At 48.1% G+C, this 21,750-nt stretch carries 17 protein-coding genes; 7 read left to right on the top strand and 10 right to left on the bottom strand.

Annotated features, from left to right (window positions below; genetic code table 11):
* The first annotated feature begins 43 nt into the window (after positions 1-43).
* The 3 genes from H6G50_RS01785 (at position 44) to H6G50_RS01795 (ending at position 2,037) form a co-directional block, all read left to right on the top strand.
* Positions 44-1,024 (top strand): hypothetical protein, encoded by a 981-nt coding sequence (locus H6G50_RS01785; RefSeq protein ID WP_190712655.1) that lies wholly within the window; start codon positions 44-46, stop codon positions 1,022-1,024.
* A gap of 10 nt (positions 1,025-1,034) precedes the next feature.
* On the top strand, positions 1,035-1,298 hold the full coding sequence (locus tag H6G50_RS01790; protein ID WP_190712657.1) for a hypothetical protein: 264 nt from the start codon (positions 1,035-1,037) through the stop codon (positions 1,296-1,298).
* A 295-nt stretch (positions 1,299-1,593) separates the two neighbouring features.
* Complete coding sequence (locus tag H6G50_RS01795; protein ID WP_190712659.1) at positions 1,594-2,037, top strand: SufE family protein; 444 nt, start codon at positions 1,594-1,596, stop codon at positions 2,035-2,037.
* A 36-nt stretch (positions 2,038-2,073) separates the two neighbouring features.
* On the opposite strand, the gene H6G50_RS01800 is transcribed toward H6G50_RS01795, so the two are convergent.
* The 5 genes from H6G50_RS01800 to H6G50_RS01820 form a co-directional block, all read right to left on the bottom strand.
* Positions 2,074-3,381: an ABC transporter substrate-binding protein gene (locus H6G50_RS01800; RefSeq protein ID WP_190712661.1), complete on the bottom strand. Its 1,308-nt coding sequence runs from the start codon at positions 3,379-3,381 to the stop codon at positions 2,074-2,076.
* 52 nt (positions 3,382-3,433) lie between these two features.
* On the bottom strand, positions 3,434-4,060 hold the full coding sequence (locus tag H6G50_RS01805; RefSeq protein WP_190712663.1) for a Uma2 family endonuclease: 627 nt from the start codon (positions 4,058-4,060) through the stop codon (positions 3,434-3,436).
* A 69-nt stretch (positions 4,061-4,129) separates the two neighbouring features.
* Complete coding sequence (locus H6G50_RS01810; protein WP_190712664.1) at positions 4,130-5,479, bottom strand: serine/threonine-protein kinase; 1,350 nt, start codon at positions 5,477-5,479, stop codon at positions 4,130-4,132.
* A gap of 37 nt (positions 5,480-5,516) precedes the next feature.
* Positions 5,517-5,930 carry a DOMON-like domain-containing protein gene (locus H6G50_RS01815; protein ID WP_199302654.1) on the bottom strand — a complete coding sequence of 138 codons (414 nt, stop codon included), beginning with the start codon at positions 5,928-5,930 and terminating at the stop codon, positions 5,517-5,519.
* A 119-nt stretch (positions 5,931-6,049) separates the two neighbouring features.
* The gene (locus tag H6G50_RS01820; protein WP_190712668.1) at positions 6,050-7,150 is read right to left on the bottom strand and encodes an aminoglycoside phosphotransferase family protein; all 1,101 of its coding nucleotides are present in this window, start codon (positions 7,148-7,150) and stop codon (positions 6,050-6,052) included.
* 317 nt (positions 7,151-7,467) lie between these two features.
* Here H6G50_RS01820 and H6G50_RS01825 point away from each other — a divergent pair, with 317 nt between their 5' ends.
* Together H6G50_RS01825 and H6G50_RS01830 are read left to right on the top strand one after the other, a co-directional pair.
* A complete protein-coding gene (locus H6G50_RS01825) occupies positions 7,468-7,965 on the top strand; it encodes a 2TM domain-containing protein (protein WP_190712670.1) in 498 nt (165 codons plus the stop codon).
* A gap of 99 nt (positions 7,966-8,064) precedes the next feature.
* On the top strand, positions 8,065-8,760 hold the full coding sequence (locus H6G50_RS01830; RefSeq protein ID WP_190712672.1) for a hypothetical protein: 696 nt from the start codon (positions 8,065-8,067) through the stop codon (positions 8,758-8,760).
* A gap of 133 nt (positions 8,761-8,893) precedes the next feature.
* Here the strand turns inward: H6G50_RS01830 and ndk are convergent, their stop codons facing one another.
* Positions 8,894-9,343: a nucleoside-diphosphate kinase gene (gene ndk / locus H6G50_RS01835; RefSeq protein WP_190712674.1), complete on the bottom strand. Its 450-nt coding sequence runs from the start codon at positions 9,341-9,343 to the stop codon at positions 8,894-8,896.
* A 521-nt stretch (positions 9,344-9,864) separates the two neighbouring features.
* Here ndk and H6G50_RS01840 point away from each other — a divergent pair.
* The gene (locus H6G50_RS01840) at positions 9,865-10,008 is read left to right on the top strand and encodes an isochorismate synthase (RefSeq protein WP_190712676.1); all 144 of its coding nucleotides are present in this window, start codon (positions 9,865-9,867) and stop codon (positions 10,006-10,008) included.
* Positions 10,009-10,358: 350 nt separating this feature from the next.
* On the opposite strand, the gene polA is transcribed toward H6G50_RS01840, so the two are convergent.
* Together polA and H6G50_RS01850 are read right to left on the bottom strand one after the other, a co-directional pair.
* Positions 10,359-13,277 (bottom strand): DNA polymerase I, encoded by a 2,919-nt coding sequence (polA, locus tag H6G50_RS01845; protein WP_190712678.1) that lies wholly within the window; start codon positions 13,275-13,277, stop codon positions 10,359-10,361.
* Positions 13,278-13,486: 209 nt separating this feature from the next.
* On the bottom strand, positions 13,487-14,476 hold the full coding sequence (locus H6G50_RS01850; RefSeq protein WP_190712679.1) for a phosphotransferase: 990 nt from the start codon (positions 14,474-14,476) through the stop codon (positions 13,487-13,489).
* A gap of 282 nt (positions 14,477-14,758) precedes the next feature.
* Between H6G50_RS01850 and H6G50_RS01855 the strand changes: the two genes are divergently transcribed.
* Positions 14,759-15,196 (top strand): ferritin-like domain-containing protein, encoded by a 438-nt coding sequence (locus tag H6G50_RS01855; RefSeq protein ID WP_190712681.1) that lies wholly within the window; start codon positions 14,759-14,761, stop codon positions 15,194-15,196.
* Positions 15,197-15,427: 231 nt separating this feature from the next.
* On the opposite strand, the gene ftsH4 is transcribed toward H6G50_RS01855, so the two are convergent.
* Together ftsH4 and H6G50_RS01865 are read right to left on the bottom strand one after the other, a co-directional pair.
* A complete protein-coding gene (gene ftsH4 / locus H6G50_RS01860; protein WP_190712683.1) occupies positions 15,428-17,308 on the bottom strand; it encodes an ATP-dependent zinc metalloprotease FtsH4 in 1,881 nt (626 codons plus the stop codon).
* A 72-nt stretch (positions 17,309-17,380) separates the two neighbouring features.
* Positions 17,381-21,526 carry a PAS domain S-box protein gene (locus tag H6G50_RS01865; RefSeq protein WP_190712685.1) on the bottom strand — a complete coding sequence of 1,382 codons (4,146 nt, stop codon included), beginning with the start codon at positions 21,524-21,526 and terminating at the stop codon, positions 17,381-17,383.
* Positions 21,527-21,750 lie beyond the last annotated feature (224 nt).

The raw sequence follows: 21,750 nt of genomic DNA on the forward strand, positions 1-21,750 counted from the left end.
GCGCGATCGCGGTGTCTTCTCGTTAAATCTTGGAGGATTGGCAATGCAGAAAACCTTATATATTCCATTGCTGGCAATGTTAACTTTTACATTGTCCGGTTGCGAGAATTTGCCATTTTTTGGCGGTGGAGAGGATGAAACCGCCAGCGAACCAGCCGCAGTCCAATCCGTTCCCGTCAAGCCGAAAGCTCAGACCGCTACCCAGAAAGCCGCAGCCCAAGCACCGCAAAAGACCGTCGTTGTCTCCCAGCCGAACGTTGCTGCCGGTTTGATTGCTTCGACCGATCCCAACAAGCGCGAAGACGATATTAAACCCCGCAATTCAGACCCTTTTTCCGCTTTTCCGGCGCGCGCGACCATCAAACAGGCTCCAGGCGGCGTAGAAGCTAAAAAAGCTAAGCCAACGCCCAAACGATCCGTTCCTTCCCTCCCGCCCCTCCCGCCCATCGAAAGACCCGCTCGTTTTCCGGGACTGCCGCGCTTCCTGCGCCCGCCCGTTCCCGTCCCCGCTCCTGGAGGAGGAGGTTCGCAACAGGCAAAAGCAACCGAACAGAAGGTTCAAGGGCGCTCGGTTCCAGAACTGCCTAACTTACCGCCGATTGAGAAACCGCCTTCTGCCGGTTCGAGTGGAAGAGCGGGCGGTTCGAGCGGCGCTCCCGGTTCGCCCAACTTTAACCCTCCTCAACTGCCTAAAGCGCCCGACCCGACGAATGCTAAAGCCGTGAAGGTAACGGGAGTCATTGAAATTCGCGGCGTTCCCCACGCGATCGTTCAAGCTGCCGGACAAGAATCGCGCTACGTTAAAGCCGGGGATTATTTGGCGAACGGACAGGTTTTAGTGAAGCGGATTATTACCAACAAAGGCGGCAGTCCGGTTGTCATTTTAGAAGAAAAAGGCGTTGAAGTCGCTCGGCGCGTTGGCGAAGGTGGCGAGACAGCCGCAGCCCCCACTTCTTCCTCTGGCGGTTCGCCGGAAGCGGCCCCGCAATCGACTCCCTCCCCGAATGGAGCTTCTGAGGGATAGGCGCGCTGAGATGCAACAAGAACGAATTTGCTGTCCGGGTTTGCCTTTAGCGGTGTATCGAGAAGTCGCCGCTCATCTGCGTCAAGTAAGTGGGGTTGAAGTTGAGTCGATCGCGCGCGTGCCAACCGAGTTCGACTACCATCAAAGTCAGGTGGATTCTTTGGTGCTGCGCTATCCCGACGCAGAAGGGCAGCGCGATCGCATTGATGCAATTTTAGGGTACTACGCGCAACGTCATAGTCCCTGGCAGCGGCGGATAATGGATAATGGATAATTGATAATTGATAATTGATAATGGATCGGGATATTAAACTCAAACAATCTCATCGAGATATCCCAAAAATCTTTCCCCCCGTCACCCCCTCCCCCCGTCACCCCTCATTATTCACCACTCACCATTCATAATTCACCATTCCCCCCTCACCCCTCATTATTCATTACTCACCACTCACCATTCATAATTCATCACTCATCATTCATAATTCACCATTCCCCCCCTCTCCCCTCTCGCACGCGCTCCCGACTGCGATAAACTAAACGAGTCTTGCCGATCGCGATGCTTTTCTACCATGTCATCTTCTGAAATTCCCGCCAAACTTTCTACCCTCGTCGCACGCTTCAAACGCCATAGCGATCCCAAACTTCGCTATCAACAACTCCTCAGTTACGCAAAAAAACTGCAACCCCTGCCTGAAGAGGATAAAGTTCCAGAAAATAAGGTTAAGGGTTGCGTCTCCCAAGTCTATATTTCGGCGCGTATCGAAGATGGAAAAGTTGTGTATTCTGGCGATTCAGATGCACAACTCGTTAAAGGATTAGTCGCCTTTTTAATTGAAGGACTCAACGGTTTAACGCCCGAGGAAATCCTGAAAGTTAGTCCCGATTTTATTGCTGAAACAGGGCTAAATGCAAGTTTAACGCCTTCGCGCGCTAACGGTTTTTATAACACTTTTCAAATGATGAAACAGAAGGCGCTTAATTTTCAAGTGGCAACGACTACAGAACAGAATTAAAGCTAGGGGAAGCCTTCGAGCCTTTTACAGCTTGAATTAGTTGCGATTAACTGCCAAATCGAGACGTTTTTGGGAGGCGGTTAATGCTTCTCGCGGCGGCGTTCCGAGTAAGGTTGCCTCGATCGCGCGTCCCAAGTTATCCGATAATCTGACATAAGCGGGAACTAAAGGGCGCGATCGCGCATTTTTCGTCTGTTCGATGAATACTTGCAAAGCTGGATTTTTAGCTAAATACGCCTGATAAGTCTTACTTTGTTGGGCTTTTAGATTAACAGGTAAATATCCCGTTTCTAATGCCCATTGCGTTTGAAATTCTTCGCCTAGAATGTATTCAAGAAATTCTAACGCTGCCTTTTCGCGATCTCTTCGCGATCGAGGAACGACATCGCGCGTCGTTTTCATCACAAACAAATTTTCTCCCCCCAAAACAGTTGCCGCTTCTCGGTTTTGCGGAATGGGCATTACCCCGTAATCATTCTTAATCGGCGTTTCCTTTAAAAAGCCTAAAGTCCAAGGCCCGGTTAATTGCATTGCCACCCGCCCCGCAATAAAATCGTCTTGTTCGTAACCGCGTTCTGGTGCAGAAAGAATAGTCGAACCATCTTGCCTTAAATCTGCCCAAAATTGCAACGCCGCGATCGCTTCTTCACTCAACAAATTAACGCTGCCATCGCGCACTAACTCTCCCCCCGAACTGTAAAAAAAGGGCAACCAAGTAAAAACCGTCCATTCACCTTTTCCAAGCGATAAAACCAAACCATAACGCTTGCCATTACCGCCACTTTCTCGCGTCAACCGTTGCGCTGTCTGTCGCAATTCCGCCCAAGTTTTTGGCAACTCAGTAATTCCCGCTGCTTTCAACAAACTGGGACGATAAAATAAACCTACATTATTCGTCGCCATCGGCACCGACCAAATTTTTCCATCTAACTGCATGGTCGGTAAAAGTGCGGGATTTAATTCTGCTTTTAAGGGCGAACTATTCCACCAGTCATCGAGAGAGCGGATCGCACCTAATTCTTTTAACTGCCCTGTCAGCGTCGGCGCAAACCATAATAAATCCGGCGCAGCATTCCCAATAACTGCTGTTAGAATTTTTGGTAGTTGTTGGTCGGCTTGACCGACATATAAGGCTTCAACTTGAATCTTTTCATGAGTTTGATTGAAGCGCTCGACTAAGCGATTGAAAACATCGCGGTTAGGCGGCGGGTTAATTCCGTGCCATAAGGTTAAATGAACGACATCGGTATTGGTGCGGGATTGAAGCTGACAACTTGTAAGGAGAAAGAGGTTAAAACAGAGGAAGATAATTGCGAGCAAGCGAGCGTAGGTTCTTGTGGTCATTCAATATAGAGAAACACGGTAGGGCGGTACGCTTTAAATGATTATTATCGGTTTACTGAATTATGCCTTGAAGGTGTTGTCGAAATGCTTTAACTGCTAAAAGTGGGTTAGAGTGTCGGACATATTCAGAAAGCAAAGTTAAATCGAGATCGGGAAGTAGTTCGCTGTGGGGTATCTCTTTGTAAGATTCCCCTTCCAGACGATATAAGGAGAATCGCTCTTTTTGCCAAAACCAAACTTCTAAAATACCAAGTCTTTGATACACGGCTAATTTATCGATACCACCACTGGTAAAAACAACTTCTATTGCTAAGTCAGGCAGCGTTTTTTCCTCACCAATGCAATAACTTTCATCGGGTTCTGTTCCTCCAAGCCGTTCTTGTTGGCGCAAAGTGGTGGAACCGAGGGGATAATATTGAGTATCTGTTTCTTCAAAATACACTTCCAATAGCGTTGCGATGCGCTTTTTTACGCCTTCGTGACGACGACTGGGCGACACAATTTCTAAGACTCCATTCAGATAAGTGACGCGATAATAAGCAGTATCTTGCAATTTGAGCAGAAGCATTTCGTACTGCTGCCAACTTACCGGGCGAGCATTCGCACGTTCCTCGATTTCCAGCTTACTGGAAATTTCTGGCTCTAAGGATTGGATGAGTTCGGCTAAGTTCCCAGACATCGCGAGGGATAAAATAACTTTATGTAATCTTCCTATTATAGTAGCGATTTGCCGTCTCGTTTAAGCCATTTAAAAGCGATCGGGATTTGCTGCCGGATTTTTGCTTCCAAAAACACAATAACTCTCAGGATTGCGAAGTCGATAACTTTCAATGAACTTAGCGCAAGAATCTCTATCTACAAATTTAGCCGGATAGACCTGCAAAAGGTTTTTCCCCGATAGATTTGGATATTCTCTAATCCAGAACATCCCGGCTCCCTGATAGCCCAATCTTTGCAAGTTTTCAACTCTTTCACTAGCAAAGTTTATATTCGAGTAAGCATCATCTGCAACAAAATAAAATTCTTGAGGTTGCTTATTAATATAATTAAAATTTCTTGTCTTAGATTGATTTAAAACTAACCCTCCTGTCAAAAATATCCCCATAACACTGCCCGCAATACCTGCTTTTTGCCAGTTGTTTAACCCAGTGCTAGATAATTGTTCGGGCGGAGAGGATGTAGAAACTGGGCTTTGAGAGAAACTGGTTATAGTTGGCAAAAACTGAGGAGATTGAGAAGGCAGAACTGTTGTTGGAAAGGGAAGATCTATGGCTAGAGGTTGGAGTGCATCGAGCATTTCTCTAGCGCTTTGGTAGCGATCGCGCGGATGCGGTTGAATAACCTTATCGAGAATTGCCGCTAATGTCGCACTTACCGTTGGTGCATACTGCCGCCATAATATTGTTCCCGTGACCGGATCGGTGGAAATTTCCTGGGGAATTTTACCCGTTAATAAATAGATTGCCGTTAGCCCCAAGCTATATAAATCGCTAGCAAACATCGGTCTTCCGATCGCTTGTTCGCTCGGCATGAAACCCGGAGTTCCAATGATAATAGAGCTACTACCGTTTCCCGAAGTTGTTATCGTCGTTCCCATGATTTCCTTGACGGCTCCAAAATCAATAAGAACGGGAGAGTTATCTCGGTTTCGTAAGATAATATTATCAGGTTTAATATCGCGGTGAATAATACGCTTATAATGCACGTAATCTAATACAGGTAGGAGGCTGCATAAAATTTCGATCGCGGCACTTTCTGTAATAGTCTTCTCCCGCATCAGTTTGTTGGTTAATGTTTCCCCCTCAATCCATTCTTGCACTAAGTAAAATTTTCCATTGGATTCAAAGTAAGCATAGAGTGAAGGAATTTGTGGATGAGAATTTCCTAACTCTTCAAGGATTGCAGCTTCCCGTGCAAATCGTTCTTGCACCAGTTGATGAACGGTTGGATTGTGTGCTATTGGTTTAAGTTGTTTGATAACGCAGCGACGAGCGGATGGCATATGCAGATCTTCAGCGAGATATGTTTCGCCAAATCCACCACTGCCCAAAGATCGGATGATTCGGTAACGGTTTTCCAGGATTTGCTCGGTTGTCATTTTGACGTAGGATTATTTTATCCTTACACTTCTATTATTACGCCAAGTCAACAAAGCTATCGCGACGATGAAAGTCGGCTTCTGTTCCGCAATGTTTCAATGCCCAATAAGTTACCCCGCCGGTTTGGGTTTGAATAACGCTCGCGATCGCGATTTCTAATGCTTCAGGTTCGCTGACAATTGCTGCTAAATCGAATTCCAAGCTAAGAGCAACATAATTATCGCGCGATCGCACCTCAAAGGGCAACCTCGAGATTCTGCGTTCTTCTTCCATTCCGTGGCGATAGTCCTCGAAGCGATAAACATTCCAATCGCCGCTCGGAGATAGATTGAATTCCCAGTAGCGGGACGATTTTTTCATGCCTAAAAAGAACTCAAAACAAGTGGTTTTCCACAATTCATTTTTACGTTCTGTTTCAATCCTAAATTCTGGCAATTCGATCGACTTCACTTCTCCTGATAGGATATAATCAATTTTAAAAAGATAATTGGAATGTCGAATTTTTCCCTCGATTTTTACTCTTGGGCTATCTATTATCTCGAAAGGTTGTAGGGAAAAGGTAAATTCGCTCATTGTAATGCTCGGATTGCTTGGCGTAACGATTCTTCCTGCTTTTCGATACTTTCTGCGAGCCGCAATTGAACTAAAGCTCTCCTTAAATTGTGTTCGGGATCGGTGGTTTTAAAGTAAATATTCCCAGCGAGATAATCGCAGAAGAAGCGCAGCCCAAGTTCAAAGGCGATAGTAAAAATAGATTCGTAGAGGTAGCGATAATCATTTTCGGTGAGAAAGTTGTTCGCGACGGAAAGATACCCTTGTAAGACAGCGTTACAAAGATCGCGATCGAATTTAACCGCTTCCCAATTGTGAGTTTCTTCTCCTAAAGGATTGCAACTCGATCGCAAACAATCGCCGATATCGTAATGAATCAGTCCGGGTTTAACGGTATCGAGATCGATAATCGAGATTGCCCGTCCCGTTGCCGTAGCGATCGCGACATTATTGACCTTCGGATCGCCGTGAATCGGGCGCAGTTGCAGCAATCCGCGCGCTTTCGCCACTTCTAAGACCGTTGCTTTTGGGGCGCGATCGCGGATAAACTGCAAGCAATAATTCACCTCCGCAGAGGGTTTAAATTCCGCCGCCGCCAAAACCTTTTCGTATTGTTCCAAATAGTTGGGCGTAATATGAAATCCCGGCAGCGTATCGTTGAGTTTATCTGCCGGTAAATCGCTAATTAAGGTATGAAAAGCGCCCAGCGCAAAGCCAATCTCTTCAGCTAGCGCCGAATTGTCAATCGTATCGACAAAGTGCGCCCCTTCAATAAAACTCAGCGCCCGCCAGAAACTTCCTTCCCCATCAATAACGTGATTTTTCCCCTCCCGAGTCGGGAGAACGCGCGGCACTTGCCAAACGCGATCGCGCAAAAAAGGACTTTCCTGCACCCTCGCTTGCATATGCTGCGTCACCCGCTCCATATTATCCATCACCTGCTCCGGTTGGCGAAAAATATCCGTATTCAGGCGTTGGAGAATGAAATCGCTTTCTGGGATGCGATCGCAGCTAACGCGGTAAGTTCGATTAATATTGCCATTGCCCCATTCCCGAATTTCAACAAACTTTGCTTCGGGTTGAAATTGACGGGCTAAGTCGGTTAGAGGAAGATTCAAGATTGAATGAGAGAGATTGATTAAAGGAGTTGCTTAGCGATCGCAAGCATTCGAGTATATCCCAATTTTAAAACGATCGTCTCTCCCCTCGTACTCCTAACCGGCAGAAGCGAGCGATCGCGTTCGTATACCAATTCTCCGAGTTCGGACGACACATCTTGAGGCTGAAACCCCTAATATATCTAGGTTTCTTCATTTTAAATTTTGAATTTTTAATTTTGAATTGGTATTAAGAGTGGCTCCCGACGGCGGCAAAGCAGTTTCTCATAGAATAGAGTTAGCCCAACTCACCTACTGAATGGCTTGCTTCTGGAATCATGAAAGCTTCAGACCTCGATCTCCCTCGTACCTATCAACAAGAGGAAGCCCAACAAATCCTGCAACTCGCCTTTGCCCGCCAAACCGAGGAAGGCGAACTTTCGCGATCGCAACTCTTAGAAATTGCCTCAGAACTCGGTATATCTGCGGATTGCCTGCAAGCCGCAGAGCAAGACTGGCAACAGCAAAATTCCCTCACCCAACAACATCTCGCCTTTGATACCGCGCGGCGACAACAACTCCACCATCGCATCGGGCGATATTCGATCTTCAATATCTTCTTAATTTCCTGGGATAGCTTAATGGGAGGGAACGTCTCTTGGTCGCTCTACATCTTGCTGCTGTGTGCTTTATTCGTCTCCCTCGATGCTTGGAAAGTCTATCAACTCAAAGGCGATGCTTACGAAGAAGCCTTTCAAAATTGGCAGCGAAAACGTCAAATTAAGCGGTCTTTAGGAGAATTGTGGGAGAGCGCGCAAAAATTTTGGCAAGCCTGATCCCGCCATATTAAAAATTCAAGGTGGGCGGCGAAAAACTACAATGGAAAGGGTACAGATAACAATCTCCTGTTTTTTTAAGTTGTTGTTCGCGATCCCATGTTAGAACAAGTATTTCAGAATCAGATTGCCATCGATTTTACCGTTCCGTTCATTTTACTGCTGCTGGTCGTACTAGAAGCCGTTTTATCCGCCGATAACGCGATCGCGCTTGCCTCCATTGCCCAAGGCTTAGAAGACCGCGCCATGCAGCGCCGCGCCCTTAACATCGGCTTAATCGCCGCCTACTTCCTCCGCATCGCCTTGATTTTAACGGCAACTTGGGTCATCAAGTTTTGGCAGTTTGAAGTTTTAGGGGCGCTGTACTTGTTGTGGTTGTCCTGGAAATACTTTAGCTCTGGGGGAAACTCACAAGATAACAGCAAAGGCTTTCGTTTTGCCTCCCTTTGGCAAGCCATCCCCATGATTGCCGTGACCGACTTAGCCTTTTCCCTCGATAGCGTCACCACGGCGATCGCCGTCGCCGACCAAACCTGGTTGATCTTAGCAGGGGGTACTATCGGCGTAATTGCCTTGCGCTTTATGGCTGGATTGTTCATCCGCTGGATTGAAGAATACGACAACCTCGAAGATGCAGGATATATTGCCGTCGCCGTTGTCGGTGCGCGCCTGATGATGAAAGCCCTCGCTCCAGCTTACGTTCCTCCAGAATGGCTGATGATTGTCGCGATCGCGCTTATTTTTATCTGGGGATTTTCCCGGCGCACCGCCTCAGAAACTTCTGCATCGGATTGATGCGCTCTTCAAAATTCAAAATTAAATTTTCATCAAGACTTTTGCTAAACCCCGTCATCTTGCGAGTGGGAGTTATTAAAAGCTTGCAGCCCGAAAAATGAATTTCGGGCTGCACTCTAGCGTCAAATTCGAGTTACTCGTACAACCAAGCTTTGTTACAAGGTTCCCAACTCACTAACTCGCTGTCACTGAACCACAACTTAATTTCCGTTTGCGCCGTTTCAATCGCATCGGAACCGTGAATGATATTCCTGCCAACACTCACGCCAAAATCCCCCCGAATCGTTCCCGGTTCCGCATTGAGAGGATTCGTCGCCCCAATCAGTTTGCGGGCGGAAGCCACTACGCCATCACCCTGCCAAACCATCGCCACCACGGGGCCAGAGCAAATGAAATCCACTAAGCCCCCAAAGAAAGGTCTTTCCTTGTGGACACCGTAATGCTTTTCGGCTAAATCGCGCGACACCGATACCAGCTTCAGTCCGACTAGGGTAAAACCCTTCGTTTCAAAGCGCCGAATCACTTCGCCCACCAAGTTGCGTTGCACGCCGTCAGGCTTAATCATGATAAAAGACCGTTCCAAGATTCCCTCCTGCAAATTTACAAACGGTTACATATAGACAAGATTAGCTTAGAACGCGGCAGGTTCGGTTCGCATTTAAGAAGATTGCGCCAAATTGCCGTTTCCAGCCGTCTCGTGCGTCCCCTCGGTCAAATGCTAGCGATCGAGGCAGTTTCCGACAGCATTCGAGGAAACTTTAATTTTTTTTAAGTGCTGAAAGTGCAAACAAACTGTAACATTCTTGTTAATTTGTGCGAACTATATCTCCTTTTTATCCGGAGTGGGTTTTAAGATCGAGACATGAGGATTTTATCGATATCCTCGCGTTGAGTTGGCATCGACGGTATAAGTTACGATCGGTTTCCTCTCGTGCAAATTTGCGAAAACGCGCTGGCAAGATTGAGGCTCTTGCGATTGATAAAGCAAGAAAAATTGAGATAAATCGAACTGGGATCGAATTTCAAGAGAAAACCCGAGCTATTAAACTGTTGCCGTATCGAGTTACAACCAGGGCTTAACCAAGTTCAAAAAAAGAGGTAGTTATGGAAGGACTTAAAGACACGCTACTTTATCTTTGGAACGGAATTAAACGGATATTCAGTCCATCAGACGATAATTATCCGGCAACAGGCGTTCAACCGTTTAAAGGCGAACCTTTTGACGAGAGCAAGCAGCAGTCGCTATAGCGAATAGTGAATATCGCCTTTTTTTTGAGGCGTGAGGTACAAATTTCAAAATTGAATTTGTAGGGGCGCGGGTTTCGAGACGGGGCGGCTCCAATTTTCGAGGGAACCTCAAGGGGCGCGCTAGTCGAGGTTCCCTCGACAATCAAGCGCCGCCCCGTGAAAACAGCGCCCCTAAAACCTCGAAATTCAACGCCGCCCCGTAGGGGCGAATGGTATTCGCCCTTCTTTTGTATAGCTTTTAAAAAGAGCGTACCTCACCCCTATGAAAAACGCTATACCTCTATTCATTATTCATTATCCATTATTCATTATTCATTATCCATTATTCATTATCCATTATCCATTATCCATTACTTAGCTTCCATCCAGTTTTTGCCAGCGCGAACTTCTACCACTAACGGAACGCTTAACTGAATTGCACCTTCCATCGTCGCTTTAATTTTGGGTTCTAATTCCTGCCATTCTTCCGGCGGAACTTCAAAAACTAATTCATCGTGAACTTGCAATAATAGGCGCGCGCGATAGTTTTGTAAAATCGGCTCCAACTGAATCATCGCCAGTTTAATAATATCAGCGCTCGATCCTTGAATCGGTGCATTGGCGGCAGCCCTTAATAATTGAGAGTCGCCTTGCCCGACGTTGGTAAACTTATCGAGTTCGATGCGATCTGGAGCGCTCCCGCGTAATTTTTGTAAACTCGGACTGGCGAAGTTAAAATAGCGGCGGCGCTGGAGAATCGTCGTTACATATCCTTGCGCGATCGCGGCTTTTTTCATGCTTTCTAAAAACTCAAACACTTTAGCATAGCGCGCGCGATATTTATCGATAAAGATTTTACCTTCTGCACTACTTACGGCAGCTTCTCGCGCAAATCGTTGCGCCCCCATCCCATAAATTACCCCAAAATTAATCGTTTTCCCTAAACGACGCTCGTCTGCCGTTACTTTCTCTTTATCGAACACCAATTGCGCCGTCACAGTATGGACATCTCTGCTATTTTGGTAAGCTTCGAGCAAGACAGGTTCTTGACTTAAATGCGCTAAGATGCGTAGTTCAATTTGCGAATAGTCGGCAGAGACTAAAAGCCAATCTGATTTGGGTAAAAATGCCTTGCGAATTTGTCGGGAAAACTCGCTGCGAACAGGGATATTTTGTAAGTTGGGATTGGAGGAAGAAAGCCTTCCGGTTGAAGTAACGGTTTGATTAAAATCGGTATGAACGCGATGAGTTTCTGGATCTGCGAGGGCGGGCAGCGCATCGACGTAGGTCGATTTTAACTTGGAGAGAGTACGATGTTCCAGGATGCGATCGATAACGGGATGATCGCCTTGTAATTTCTCTAAAGTCGCATGGTCAGTCGAATAACCCGTTTTGATTTTACGCGATTTTTTGCGGTTTAAATTGAGTTTATCGAATAACAGTTCGCTCAACTGTTTGGGCGAACCGAGATTGAACTTTTCGCCTGCTGCTTCGTAAGCGCTATCTTCGATTTCCTGTAAATCTTTTTCGAGTTGCTGGGAAAGATCGCTTAGGTAGGGAATATCGATGCGAATCCCGCGTTCCTCCATCGCTGCAAGAATCGGTTCTAAGGGTTGTTCGACTTCAAGCAGAAGTTTTTTCAGTTCGGGAACGGCTTCAAACTCTGCCTGAAGTTTTTCAACTAAACAATAGGTTGCATAGGCATCCATTCCGCAGTAATCTGCACCAGTTGAAATGCTGAGATCGGCAATCGTTTTTCCTTTAGGAATGCCCAAATCTTTATAACTTTGAGATTCAATCCCCGATAGGTAACGTAATGAGAGTTCGCTGAGACTGTGACCGCGATCTGGGTTTAAGATATAGCTTGCCAGCATCGTGTCAAAAACGACACCCCGAAGCTGAATATCTTGGGCAAATAAAACTAAGCGATCGAATTTAGCATTTTGGAACGCTTTGGGATATTGTTCGCTTTCAAGAAAGGGGCGCAAAGCCTCGATCGCTTGTTGCTTTTCGAGTTGCGTTCCGAGGGTATGTCCGAGGGGAATATAAGCGACATTATCCGTAGCGGTTCCCCAAGCGCAGCCGAGTCCGACTAAATCGGATTGCAACGGTTCTAAAGATGTCGTTTCGGTATCCCAAGCAACGGGATTTTGTGGATTAACCTGCTGTTTGAGTTGTTGAATGAGTTGCTCTAATTTTTCCGGCGTATCGACGATAAGCGGCTCGATTAGGGCTTTTTCTTCTTTCTGGGCTTGGCGCGTATCTTCGGCGCTAAAAAACCATAACGCTTCGTCTTCAAATTCTTCGTCCGGTTCGGGCGCAATTGTCGTTTCTTCTGGCGCTTCGGGAGGGGGTTCGATTGTACCGCCAAATTGCTCTTGGATGCGATCGATCTGTTGAATAAAGCGTTTAAGTTCTAACTCTTCGAGGATGGGTTGAACTGCGGTTGTGTCGAACCCTCGCAGTTGCAATCTTTCTAGAGGGATTTCGATGGGAACGTCGAATTTGAGTTGCGCGAGATAGCGAGAATTTTCTGCGTCTTGTTTGCCGGAGTCGAGTTTCTTTTGGTTTGCTCCTTTAATGCTATCGAGGTTTTGATAAATCGCTTCTAAGTTGTCATATTCTGCCAGTAGCTTGACGGCAGTTTTTTCGCCAATCCCTTTAACGCCGGGAATGTTATCGGATTTATCGCCGCAAAGGGCTTTGTAATCGACAATTTGAGTGGGTTTTACGCCTAATTTTTTCTCGACGGCGGCAGCGTTGAATTCGATCGCGCCGATCGCGGAATACCCCTTAATCGCACTATTATCGAAATACAAAATGCTCACATTCCGTTCGTCATCCACCAATTGAAACAAATCGCGATCGCCGCTAGCAATTTTGACGCGATACCCCGCCTCCCTCCCCAGCGTCGCCAAGGTTGCGAGAATATCGTCCGCCTCGTAACCCGGAGCGGTAATCAGCGGTAATTCGAGCGCTGACAGCAGTCTTTGCAAGTTTTCGAGATCCGGGGCAAAATCTTCCGGCGCGTCGGGTCTATCCGCCTTATAGGTCGCGTCCGCTTCATGTCTGAAGGTGGGTGTAGCCAGATCGAAAGCCACCGCTAAATATTGAGGCTGTTCTGCTTGCATGACTTGCAACAACGACTTGAGAAAGCCGAAACAAATATTCGTCGGCGTACCGTTAGAAGTTCGCAAACCCCCATCGCGCCCCTTCGCGAAAGCAAAGTAGGAGCGGAATGCGAGGGAATGTCCGTCGATGAGGAGAAGCAGGGGGGCGGTGGAAGTCATTTCAGTTATCACTCATCAGTCATCCGTTATCAGTCATTGAAGCATCAGATTCAAGCCGCAAGTAATACATTTGCACTTTAAGCCTTGAGGTATTCTAACGTAAATCCTACCAGTACGATGCTGCCAGTCATCGCAGATACTACTGCCGGATGCTCGAGAAATTGTAGGTTATATAACTCTAGGTTGCCCAGCGATCGGCTCGAGTCCACCTAAAACAAGGGACAATCGGGGGATGCTAAATGTTTGAGTTGTTCCAAGCGCTGCCGAAAGTAATAGTCGTCCAAGCGGCACCAGTTATGCACGACGGCCATGTTGATATTAATCGACCATACCCAAATATGAGCGACTTTTGTGAAAGCGCGCAACGCATTAATTTCGATTTCGGTTAAGGGTTGAACGCTTTGATAGCCCGCCATGAAAGCTTCTCGCACCGTTTTGCTCAAACCAGCGCGGGCGGAAACTTGTAAAAACTTCCCTAAATCGAAGGCGCGCCAACCGTAACCGCATTGGTCGAAGTCAAAGAGGGAAATTTGTTCGTCTGGGGTAAAATGAGCGTTACCGCTGTGAGGATCTCCCCAACAGATGCCCCAAAATGGCGGTTCGCAGGGGAAATCGCCTAACTGAAGTTTAACCCGAGAGATCGCGCCCTCGAGATATTCTAAGTCTTGGGAGCGCTCTTGCAAAAACGGCGCGATCGCTCCAAAAGAGTCATCCAGCAAATACTCGAGAGTTAAAGCTTGGCGCGGTGCCGTGCAGCGAAAATCCAACGCTGTATTATGCACTTTTGCGAGTGTCTCTCCTAATTGCCAACTTTGCTTCGGGTTGAGATCTCCGACGGGGATTTGTCCCGGTGCGTAAATAAACAAGGCTGCATAACGCTGTCCTTCCGGCGCATCAATCGGCACAAACAATTGCCCGTCTGTGGTGCGCAACGGGTAAGCAATAGGCAAATGGCGCTGTCGCAAAAAATCGAGCAATTCAAGCTCAAACTGGATATCGGACTGGGAACGCCAATGGTGGTGAGAAACTCTTAAAATGTAGGGTTTCCCGAGCGTTTCCACTAAATATACATCGCTCAATCCCCGATTCCAAAACTGACAGTTCTCAATCGCTTCGATTTTGTACTGCGTCAGCACGCGGTTAACAAGCGCCGAACTCTCGAGGGTTGAATAGGTTACGGGAAACACATTGTCCTTCATGAAATCCTTCGGGGCAGGTGGTCAGCATTACCCACAATGATTTTGAGGGGGAATCCCGCGATCGATCTGTAGCCTGTCGAACGACTCTCGATTTTTCTTCTATGCTTAAGTACAGGTAGAAAATCCCTTCTTACTTGACAATAATTCTCAAAAAGTGTTTGATGGAGGCAGAGATGCCGCGCGGTTTGAGAAGAAGCCGCAAGGCGCTACAGGCAGTTTGTTTGTCCGAACAACTTCTGCAAGCTAACCCAAACCCTTACTCAATAACGTTGAAAAGAAGCCATGAAAGAACTCGATCGCGAAAAAACAATCCACCTCCTCAATCAGATTATGGAGTTTGAATTGGCTGGTGTCGTCCGCTACACGCATTATTCCTTAATGGTGACGGGGCCGCATCGCATCCCCATCGTCCAATTTTTCCAAGCGCAAGCGAATGAATCGCTGATGCACGCCCAACAAGCAGGAGAAGTGCTAACCGGACTGGAAGGACATCCCAGTATGCGAATTGCGCCGATTGAAGAAACGAACCGCCACGATCTCAAAGCCCTTTTGACAGAGAGTCTCAACCACGAGCGTAAGGCATTAGAGTTGTATAAATCTTTACTCGATGTAGTCGAAGATGCCAGTGTTTATCTAGAAGAATTTGCACGCGGCGCGATCGGTCAAGAAGAGTTGCACAACGTTGAGATCCGGAAAATGCTGCGAGATTATGTTTTTTAAGGAACCCTAAAAGCATAATGTATCTCGAAATTCCGGCACGGCGGCTCTCCAGCGCATTTTAGCGATAACATAACTGCTCCAAGGCTTCGATCGCAAACCCCAAATTTAAGTTTGCCGGTAACTCCTAATCTCCCAAAGAATCAATCGTTTTTCACAAAAAAGAGCCAAGTTTATAACAACTTGACTCTTGTTAATTTAGGGATTGCTGAATAATTGCTAAAGCTCAATTATTCAGGAATGACTCGCTAATTCCAACCCTTTAACTTGACCGAGTAATTCTTGCAAAGTATCACCTTCAATCACTTCAACTTCGAGAATTTTTTGAGCGATACTTTCAAGCAATTCTCGATTGTCATTCAGAATTGAGAGCGCTTTTTGATGCGCCGTTTCGACAATTTCCTTAACTTCTTCGTCGATCGCCTTTGCCGTGTCATCGCTGACCATGCGTCGGGGATTCATCCCATCGCCAAGGAAAGTATTTTGCTGCCCTTTTTGATAAGCGAGCGGTCCTAGAACCTTACTCATTCCGTAAGTCGTGACCATTTGTTCCGCCATATCGGTGGCCCGTTGCAAGTCGTTAGAAGCGCCCGTAGTAATGCTACCGAAAACAATTTCCTCCGCCGCGCGCCCGCCGAGGAGGGTGGCAATTTGACCGCGCAGTTCCGATTCTGAGAGCAGGAAACGGTCTTCGGTGGGCATTTGTAAGGTATAACCCAGGGCAGCCATCCCGCGCGGCACGATCGAGATTTTCGCCACTTTGCTGCCGCCCGGTAAAGTCGCGCCAACTAAAGCGTGACCGACTTCGTGATAAGCGACAATTTTCTTCTCTTTTTCATTAAGAACGCGGCTTTTCTTCTCGAGACCGGCGACGACGCGCTCGATCGCTTCGTTAAAGTCCGCTTGCGCTACCTTCTCGTGTTTGCCCCGCGCAGCGAGTAAGGCCGCTTCGTTGACCAAATTTGCTAAATCCGCACCGGCAAAACCGGGAGTGCGCGCCGCGATCGTTTTTAAATCGACTTCAGAATCCAGTTTGATTTTTTGGGCGTAAATTTCGAGAATTTTTAAACGACCGGCGAGATCGGGGCGATCGACGAGGACTTGGCGATCGAAACGTCCGGGACGCAACAACGCCGGATCCAGCGTTTCCGGTCGGTTAGTCGCCGCAAGAACGATAACCGTCGCGTCGCCCGCACCGAAACCGTCCATCTCCGTCAGCAATTGGTTGAGAGTTTGCTCGCGTTCGTCATTACCGCCGACAAAACCGCCGCTACCGGCGCGAGACTTACCGATCGCGTCTAACTCGTCGATGAAAATAATACAAGGTGCTTTCTGCTTCGCTTGCTCGAACAAATCGCGAACCCGCGCCGCACCCGCACCCACAAACAGTTCGACAAACTCCGAACCCGAAATGCTAAAAAACGGCACGCCTGCTTCACCCGCTACGGCTTTCGCCAACAGGGTTTTACCCGTTCCCGGCGGCCCGACCAGCAGTACGCCGCGAGGAATGCGCGCGCCGATATCAATATAGCGTTGCGGCGTTTTCAAGAATTCGACAATTTCTTCGAGTTCCGTTTTCGCTTCCTCCACGCCCGCGACATCATCAAAGGTAATCTTGCCCGAGTCGCCTTCAACGTAAACTTTCGCCTTACTCTTCGTAAACGAAAGCGCGCCTTGCGGACCGCCGCCCCCAGCACCGCGTCCGAGGAAAAACCACCAAATCCCGACAAAAATCAGGGGAGGAACCACCCAACCGATGACGCTGCCCAACCAGCTATTACGAGGCGGCGGCGCGGCGGCAAACTTCACGCCCTTAGCTTCTAAGCGTTTCGGCAGTTCGAGGTCAAAAATCGGGGTAGTCGAAAGAATTTGACCGGGCTTTCCTTCTTCTTCGCTTTTCAGGCGGTAGCGAATTTCTTTATCGCCTACTAACACTTCTGTTACCTCGGCTCCTTCAACTTGGTCGATAAAGAGGCTGTAGGGAACGCGGGGAATAGCCGGACCAAACAGTTGCGGTAACAAGAGATTGGCCAGCAGGAACAACACCCCCGACACAAACAGAATGTTGCCGATGATGCGAGAAATTGGAACTTTAGGTTTATCTTTGATGCTCATGGATTTGTCTAAACGTTAAGCCATTACCGGCTTTTTCAAGGCAGTAGATTTCCCACAAGGGATACTATCAGTTTATTCGTTTTGCCGGAGAAAAGGTTCGCTCAGCCGCGCAATGCTGGGAAAGTCGAAGTTTTCGATCGCGTCCTCAATCTGGCGGCGCAAGCTGTGGCGCTCGGGAGGAATCTCCTCGAGCAGGTGGGAAATTTCATCGCGATCGCAAGCCACTGCCGCCCAATGCAAAGGAGTCAGCCACGCGATCGGCATTTCCTTAAAGCTGTCCTCTGTCAGCGTCAGCGGTCGTTCGAGGGGCTGAGAATTTTTGCAGGCGGTCGTTTCGTACAAGTATCGAACTCCTAAAGATGCCGCGATCGCTTCGAGCAGTTCTTCGACTTGAAAAGGCTTAGTCAGGTAGTCCCGACAGCCCGCCGCCAACACCTGTTTGCGCTCGCTCTCAAATGCCGCCGCCGTCAGTGCAATAATCGGAATGTCGCGGCCGCCGGGAGCGGATTGAATTCGTTGAATCGCTTCGTAGCCGTTCATCACCGGCATTTGTAAATCCATTAACACTAAATGCGGTTTGTATTTTTCCCACATCTGCACGCCCTCTAAACCGTTACTGGCTTCTAAAACCTCAAACCCGAGAGGCAACAGCAATTCGACCAGTAATTTTCTGTTATCCCAACCATCCTCGACAGCGAGGATACGATATTGAGATTGATGGGGGGCTAAACCGCAAATGCGCTGGCGCAGTTGCCCGCAAGCGACGGTTTCCGAAGCGCTGGGCGCAATCTTGATGTTAAAGCGAACCCTTGTCCCGACATCCAACGTACTGTCAATCTCGATTTGCCCCCCCATCAGTTCGACGAAGTGCTTGCTAATCGCTAAACCCAAGCCCGTCCCGCCTTCTAAAGCATAGCGTCCGGCTTCGCTTTGCGCGAACGCCTCGAATAAGCCATCGAGTTCGCGCTCGGCAATACCGCATCCGGTATCGACAACCTCGAACCGTAGGGACTCGACTTCCGTCGATTCTGAGTTTGGTTCTTCCCAATCTCCTAGAGCGACTCGCACTGTAATGAAACCCATTTTTGTAAATTTGATGGCATTGCCGATCAGATTGATGAGGACTTGGCGCAATTTTTGTTCGTCGGCGCAGAGATATTGGGGAACCTCGGGAGCGACTTCTACGCTCAGCGCTAATCCCTTCACTTGCGCTTTAAACCTCAACATCTGCTCGAGGGTATGGATCAAAATGTAGAAGTCAAAATGAGTGAGGTTGAGTTCGACTTTACCGGCTTCAATTTTGGACATATCGAGAATATCGTCAATTAAAGTTAAGAGGTGTTCGCCGCTGCTGAGGATGATTTCTAATTGCTGGTATTGATCGGGTTGGAGATTTTCAGCACGGGTGAGGATTTGCGTAAAGCCTAAAATGGCGTTGAGCGGCGTGCGCAATTCGTGGGTCATTTTTGCCAAAAAGTCGCTTTTGGATTGGTTAGCAGCCTCGGCGTTTTGTTTGGCGCGTTCGAGTTCGACGTTGGAGTTGCGCAGTTGTTGGTTGAGTTCTTGAAGTTCGGTTTCGGCTCGCTTGCGTTCGGTGATATCCATTGCAATCCCCGCCGTACCGGTAACTTGATTGTCGTCGTCAAAGATGGGGCGTTTGTAAGTTTCTACCCAACGATATTCTCCTTCAGGGGTAATCCAGTCTTCTTCAACGCGCTGTTGTTTGCCGGAGGCGATAACGGCGCGATCGCGTTCTTTGTACTCTCGCGCCAGTTCGGGCGAACAAATATCATCGTCGGTTTTGCCGATTAGCTCCTGGGGTTTGAGTCCGAGCGCGTCGCAGAATGGCAGATTGACTGCGACAAAGCGACTTTCTCGATCTTTGAGCCATGCTTTATGGGGGATATTGTTGAGAATGGCGCGGAATTTGGCTTCACTGTCTTTGAATTGCGCGGTTCGCTCCCGCACCCGCTCTTCTAAAGTTCGGGCGAGTTGCTGGAGTTTGTCTCGATCGCGTTTGCGATCGCCAATGAATTCGCTGCCGATCGTCAAGCCGCCGATCTTGCCAGTACGATCTTGCCAGGGATGAATTTCATAGCGCAACCATTCTTTGCTACCGTTGGCTAGGGTCACTTCCACTTCTTCAACATTGACAAATTCGCCGTTTAATGCTTTATTATGGAGTTCTCGCCAACCTTCGTCGAGGTTGGGAAAGATTTCGTAGTAGGAGCGTCCGATGACATCGCGCTCGTTTAATTGATAGTTGCTCAGCCAGCGACGGCTGACGGCAAGGTGGCGCATTTGACGATCGAACATCGCGATCGCGCTCGGGGCGTGTTCGACAAACAAATGTAACACTCCCTGGCTCTCTCGCAATTGCGCTTCCACCTGTTTGAGTTCGGTGATATCGGTAGACAGACCGCAGATGGCGTAGATATTTCCGCTCTCATCGCGCAGGGGCGCTTTAATCGAAATATAAGAATGCTCCTTCCCGTTGCTCAGGAGAACCCGTTCTTCAAATTTTAAGGGAATTCCAGCCTCAAGAACCTTGCGATCGTTTGCCATAAACGATTCAACGAATTCTGACTGCAAAATTTCGCGATCGCTCTTTCCTAATAGTTCTGCTTCGGAAAGATTAAAAATTCTTAAAACTTCCGGGTTAACCAACAGATAGCGGCCCTCTAAATCTTTGACATAAATGGCTGAGGTCGTATTATCCAAGATAGCTTTCAAGCGCTGTTCGCTTTCTTGGAGGGCAGCGGTGCGCTCCCGCACTCGTTCTTCTAAGGCTTCGTTAGCTTGACGCAGTGCAGCTTTTGTCTGTTTGAGCCGCGTAATATCGCTGACGGAACCGGCCATGCGCAGCGGTTTCCCGTTTCGATCCCAGGTGGCTTGTCCCCGCGAAGAAATCCAGCAATATTCGCCTTGTTTGTTGCGAAGGCGGTATTCAACGCAGTAGGGCGCTTGCTCTTGGAGATGTGCTTGCACGGCAGCCATGATACGCTCTCTATCTTCTGGATGCAGCCAGTTTAAAGAGTCTTCCCGCGTATAGGGGACGATCTCATCTTCGCTATACCCTAAAATTTCCGCGAAGCGCGGGGAGATATAAATTCGATCCGTAACGAGATCCCAATCCCAAATCCCGTTCCCGGAAACGCTGGTTGCGAGTTCGTAGCGCTCCTGAACTTGGCGCAAGGCAATTTCGGCAGCAGTGCGCTCGCGAATCTCCAGAAGCAAATGTTCGTTAGCCGCATTAAGAGCAGCCGTTCGCTCTGCCACTCGCGACTCTAACTCTTCTCGATATTGATGGAGTTCTGCTTCTGCTTCTTTGAGGCGAGTAATATCGCTGATGGAGCCAGCCATGCGCGCGGGAGTGCCGACTTTATCCCAAATGACTTGCCCGCGCGAAGCCACCCAGCAATAATCTCCATTTTTTTTGCGCAAGCGATATTCGATGCGGTAAGGCTCCCCAGTATTGAGGTGGCGGCAGCGCGCTTGCCAAACGCGAGGGCGGTCTTCGGGATGCACCCAACTGGTAAACTCCGCACAGGAGACGCGATCGATTTCTCCGGGTGCATAGCCCAAAATTTCTATGTAACGCGGCGAGATATAAGCTTCGTCGCTCGCCAAATTCCAATCCCAAATTCCATCCCCCGAACCCTGCACTACTAATTCGTAACGCTGTTGCGCTTCTTTTAGGGCAGCTTCTGCTTCTTGACGCTCGGCGATTTCTTGCCGCAGTTGCGCGTTTGCCCGTTCTAGTTCGGCAGTTCGTTCGGCAACCCGCAACTCTAACTCAGCATTTTTGCGATCGAGTTGCGCTTGCAGCGATCGAATCGTAAGTTGATGGCGAATGCGCGCTAGCATTTCTTTTAGGTGGAACGGCTTGGCAATGTAATCCACACCCCCCACTTCAAAGCATTTGATGCGAGTGTCTTCATCATCGTAGCCCGTCATAAATACGACCGGAATTTCTCGCGTTGCAGGCTTATTTTTGAGCGCGGCGCATAGCTCGTAACCATCGAGTCCCGGAATATGAAGATCGAGTAAAATTAGGTCGGGCTGTTCGGATTCGGCAACCTCCAACCCTCGATTTCCAATTTGTGCGGTTAAAACGCTAAAGTTAGCGAGTTCCAAGCACTGCTTCAACACCTCTAGGTTGCTAGGATTGTCATCGATAATGAGGATGACTCCAGCCTTAATGGTTGCGAGACTCATACTTCTCTGGAGACCGATTTTAAATGGGATTAATTATTGTTGATGGCTATTCCACCCAAAAAAATTTTAAAATCACCCTGAATCATGAAAAAGAGAGCGACAGCATCCTCTGAGAAACTTTAAATTGATATCTCTTGTTTCTACGGTTGAGGAGTTGGGCTAACGCGCAAACTTTCTCTCTAGAGTAGCATAAAGTCTGAGTTTGTATTGCTTGCTACGGTTAT

This window comes from Oscillatoria sp. FACHB-1406 (assembly GCF_014698145.1).
GTDB lineage: Bacteria > Cyanobacteriota > Cyanobacteriia > Cyanobacteriales > Spirulinaceae > FACHB-1406.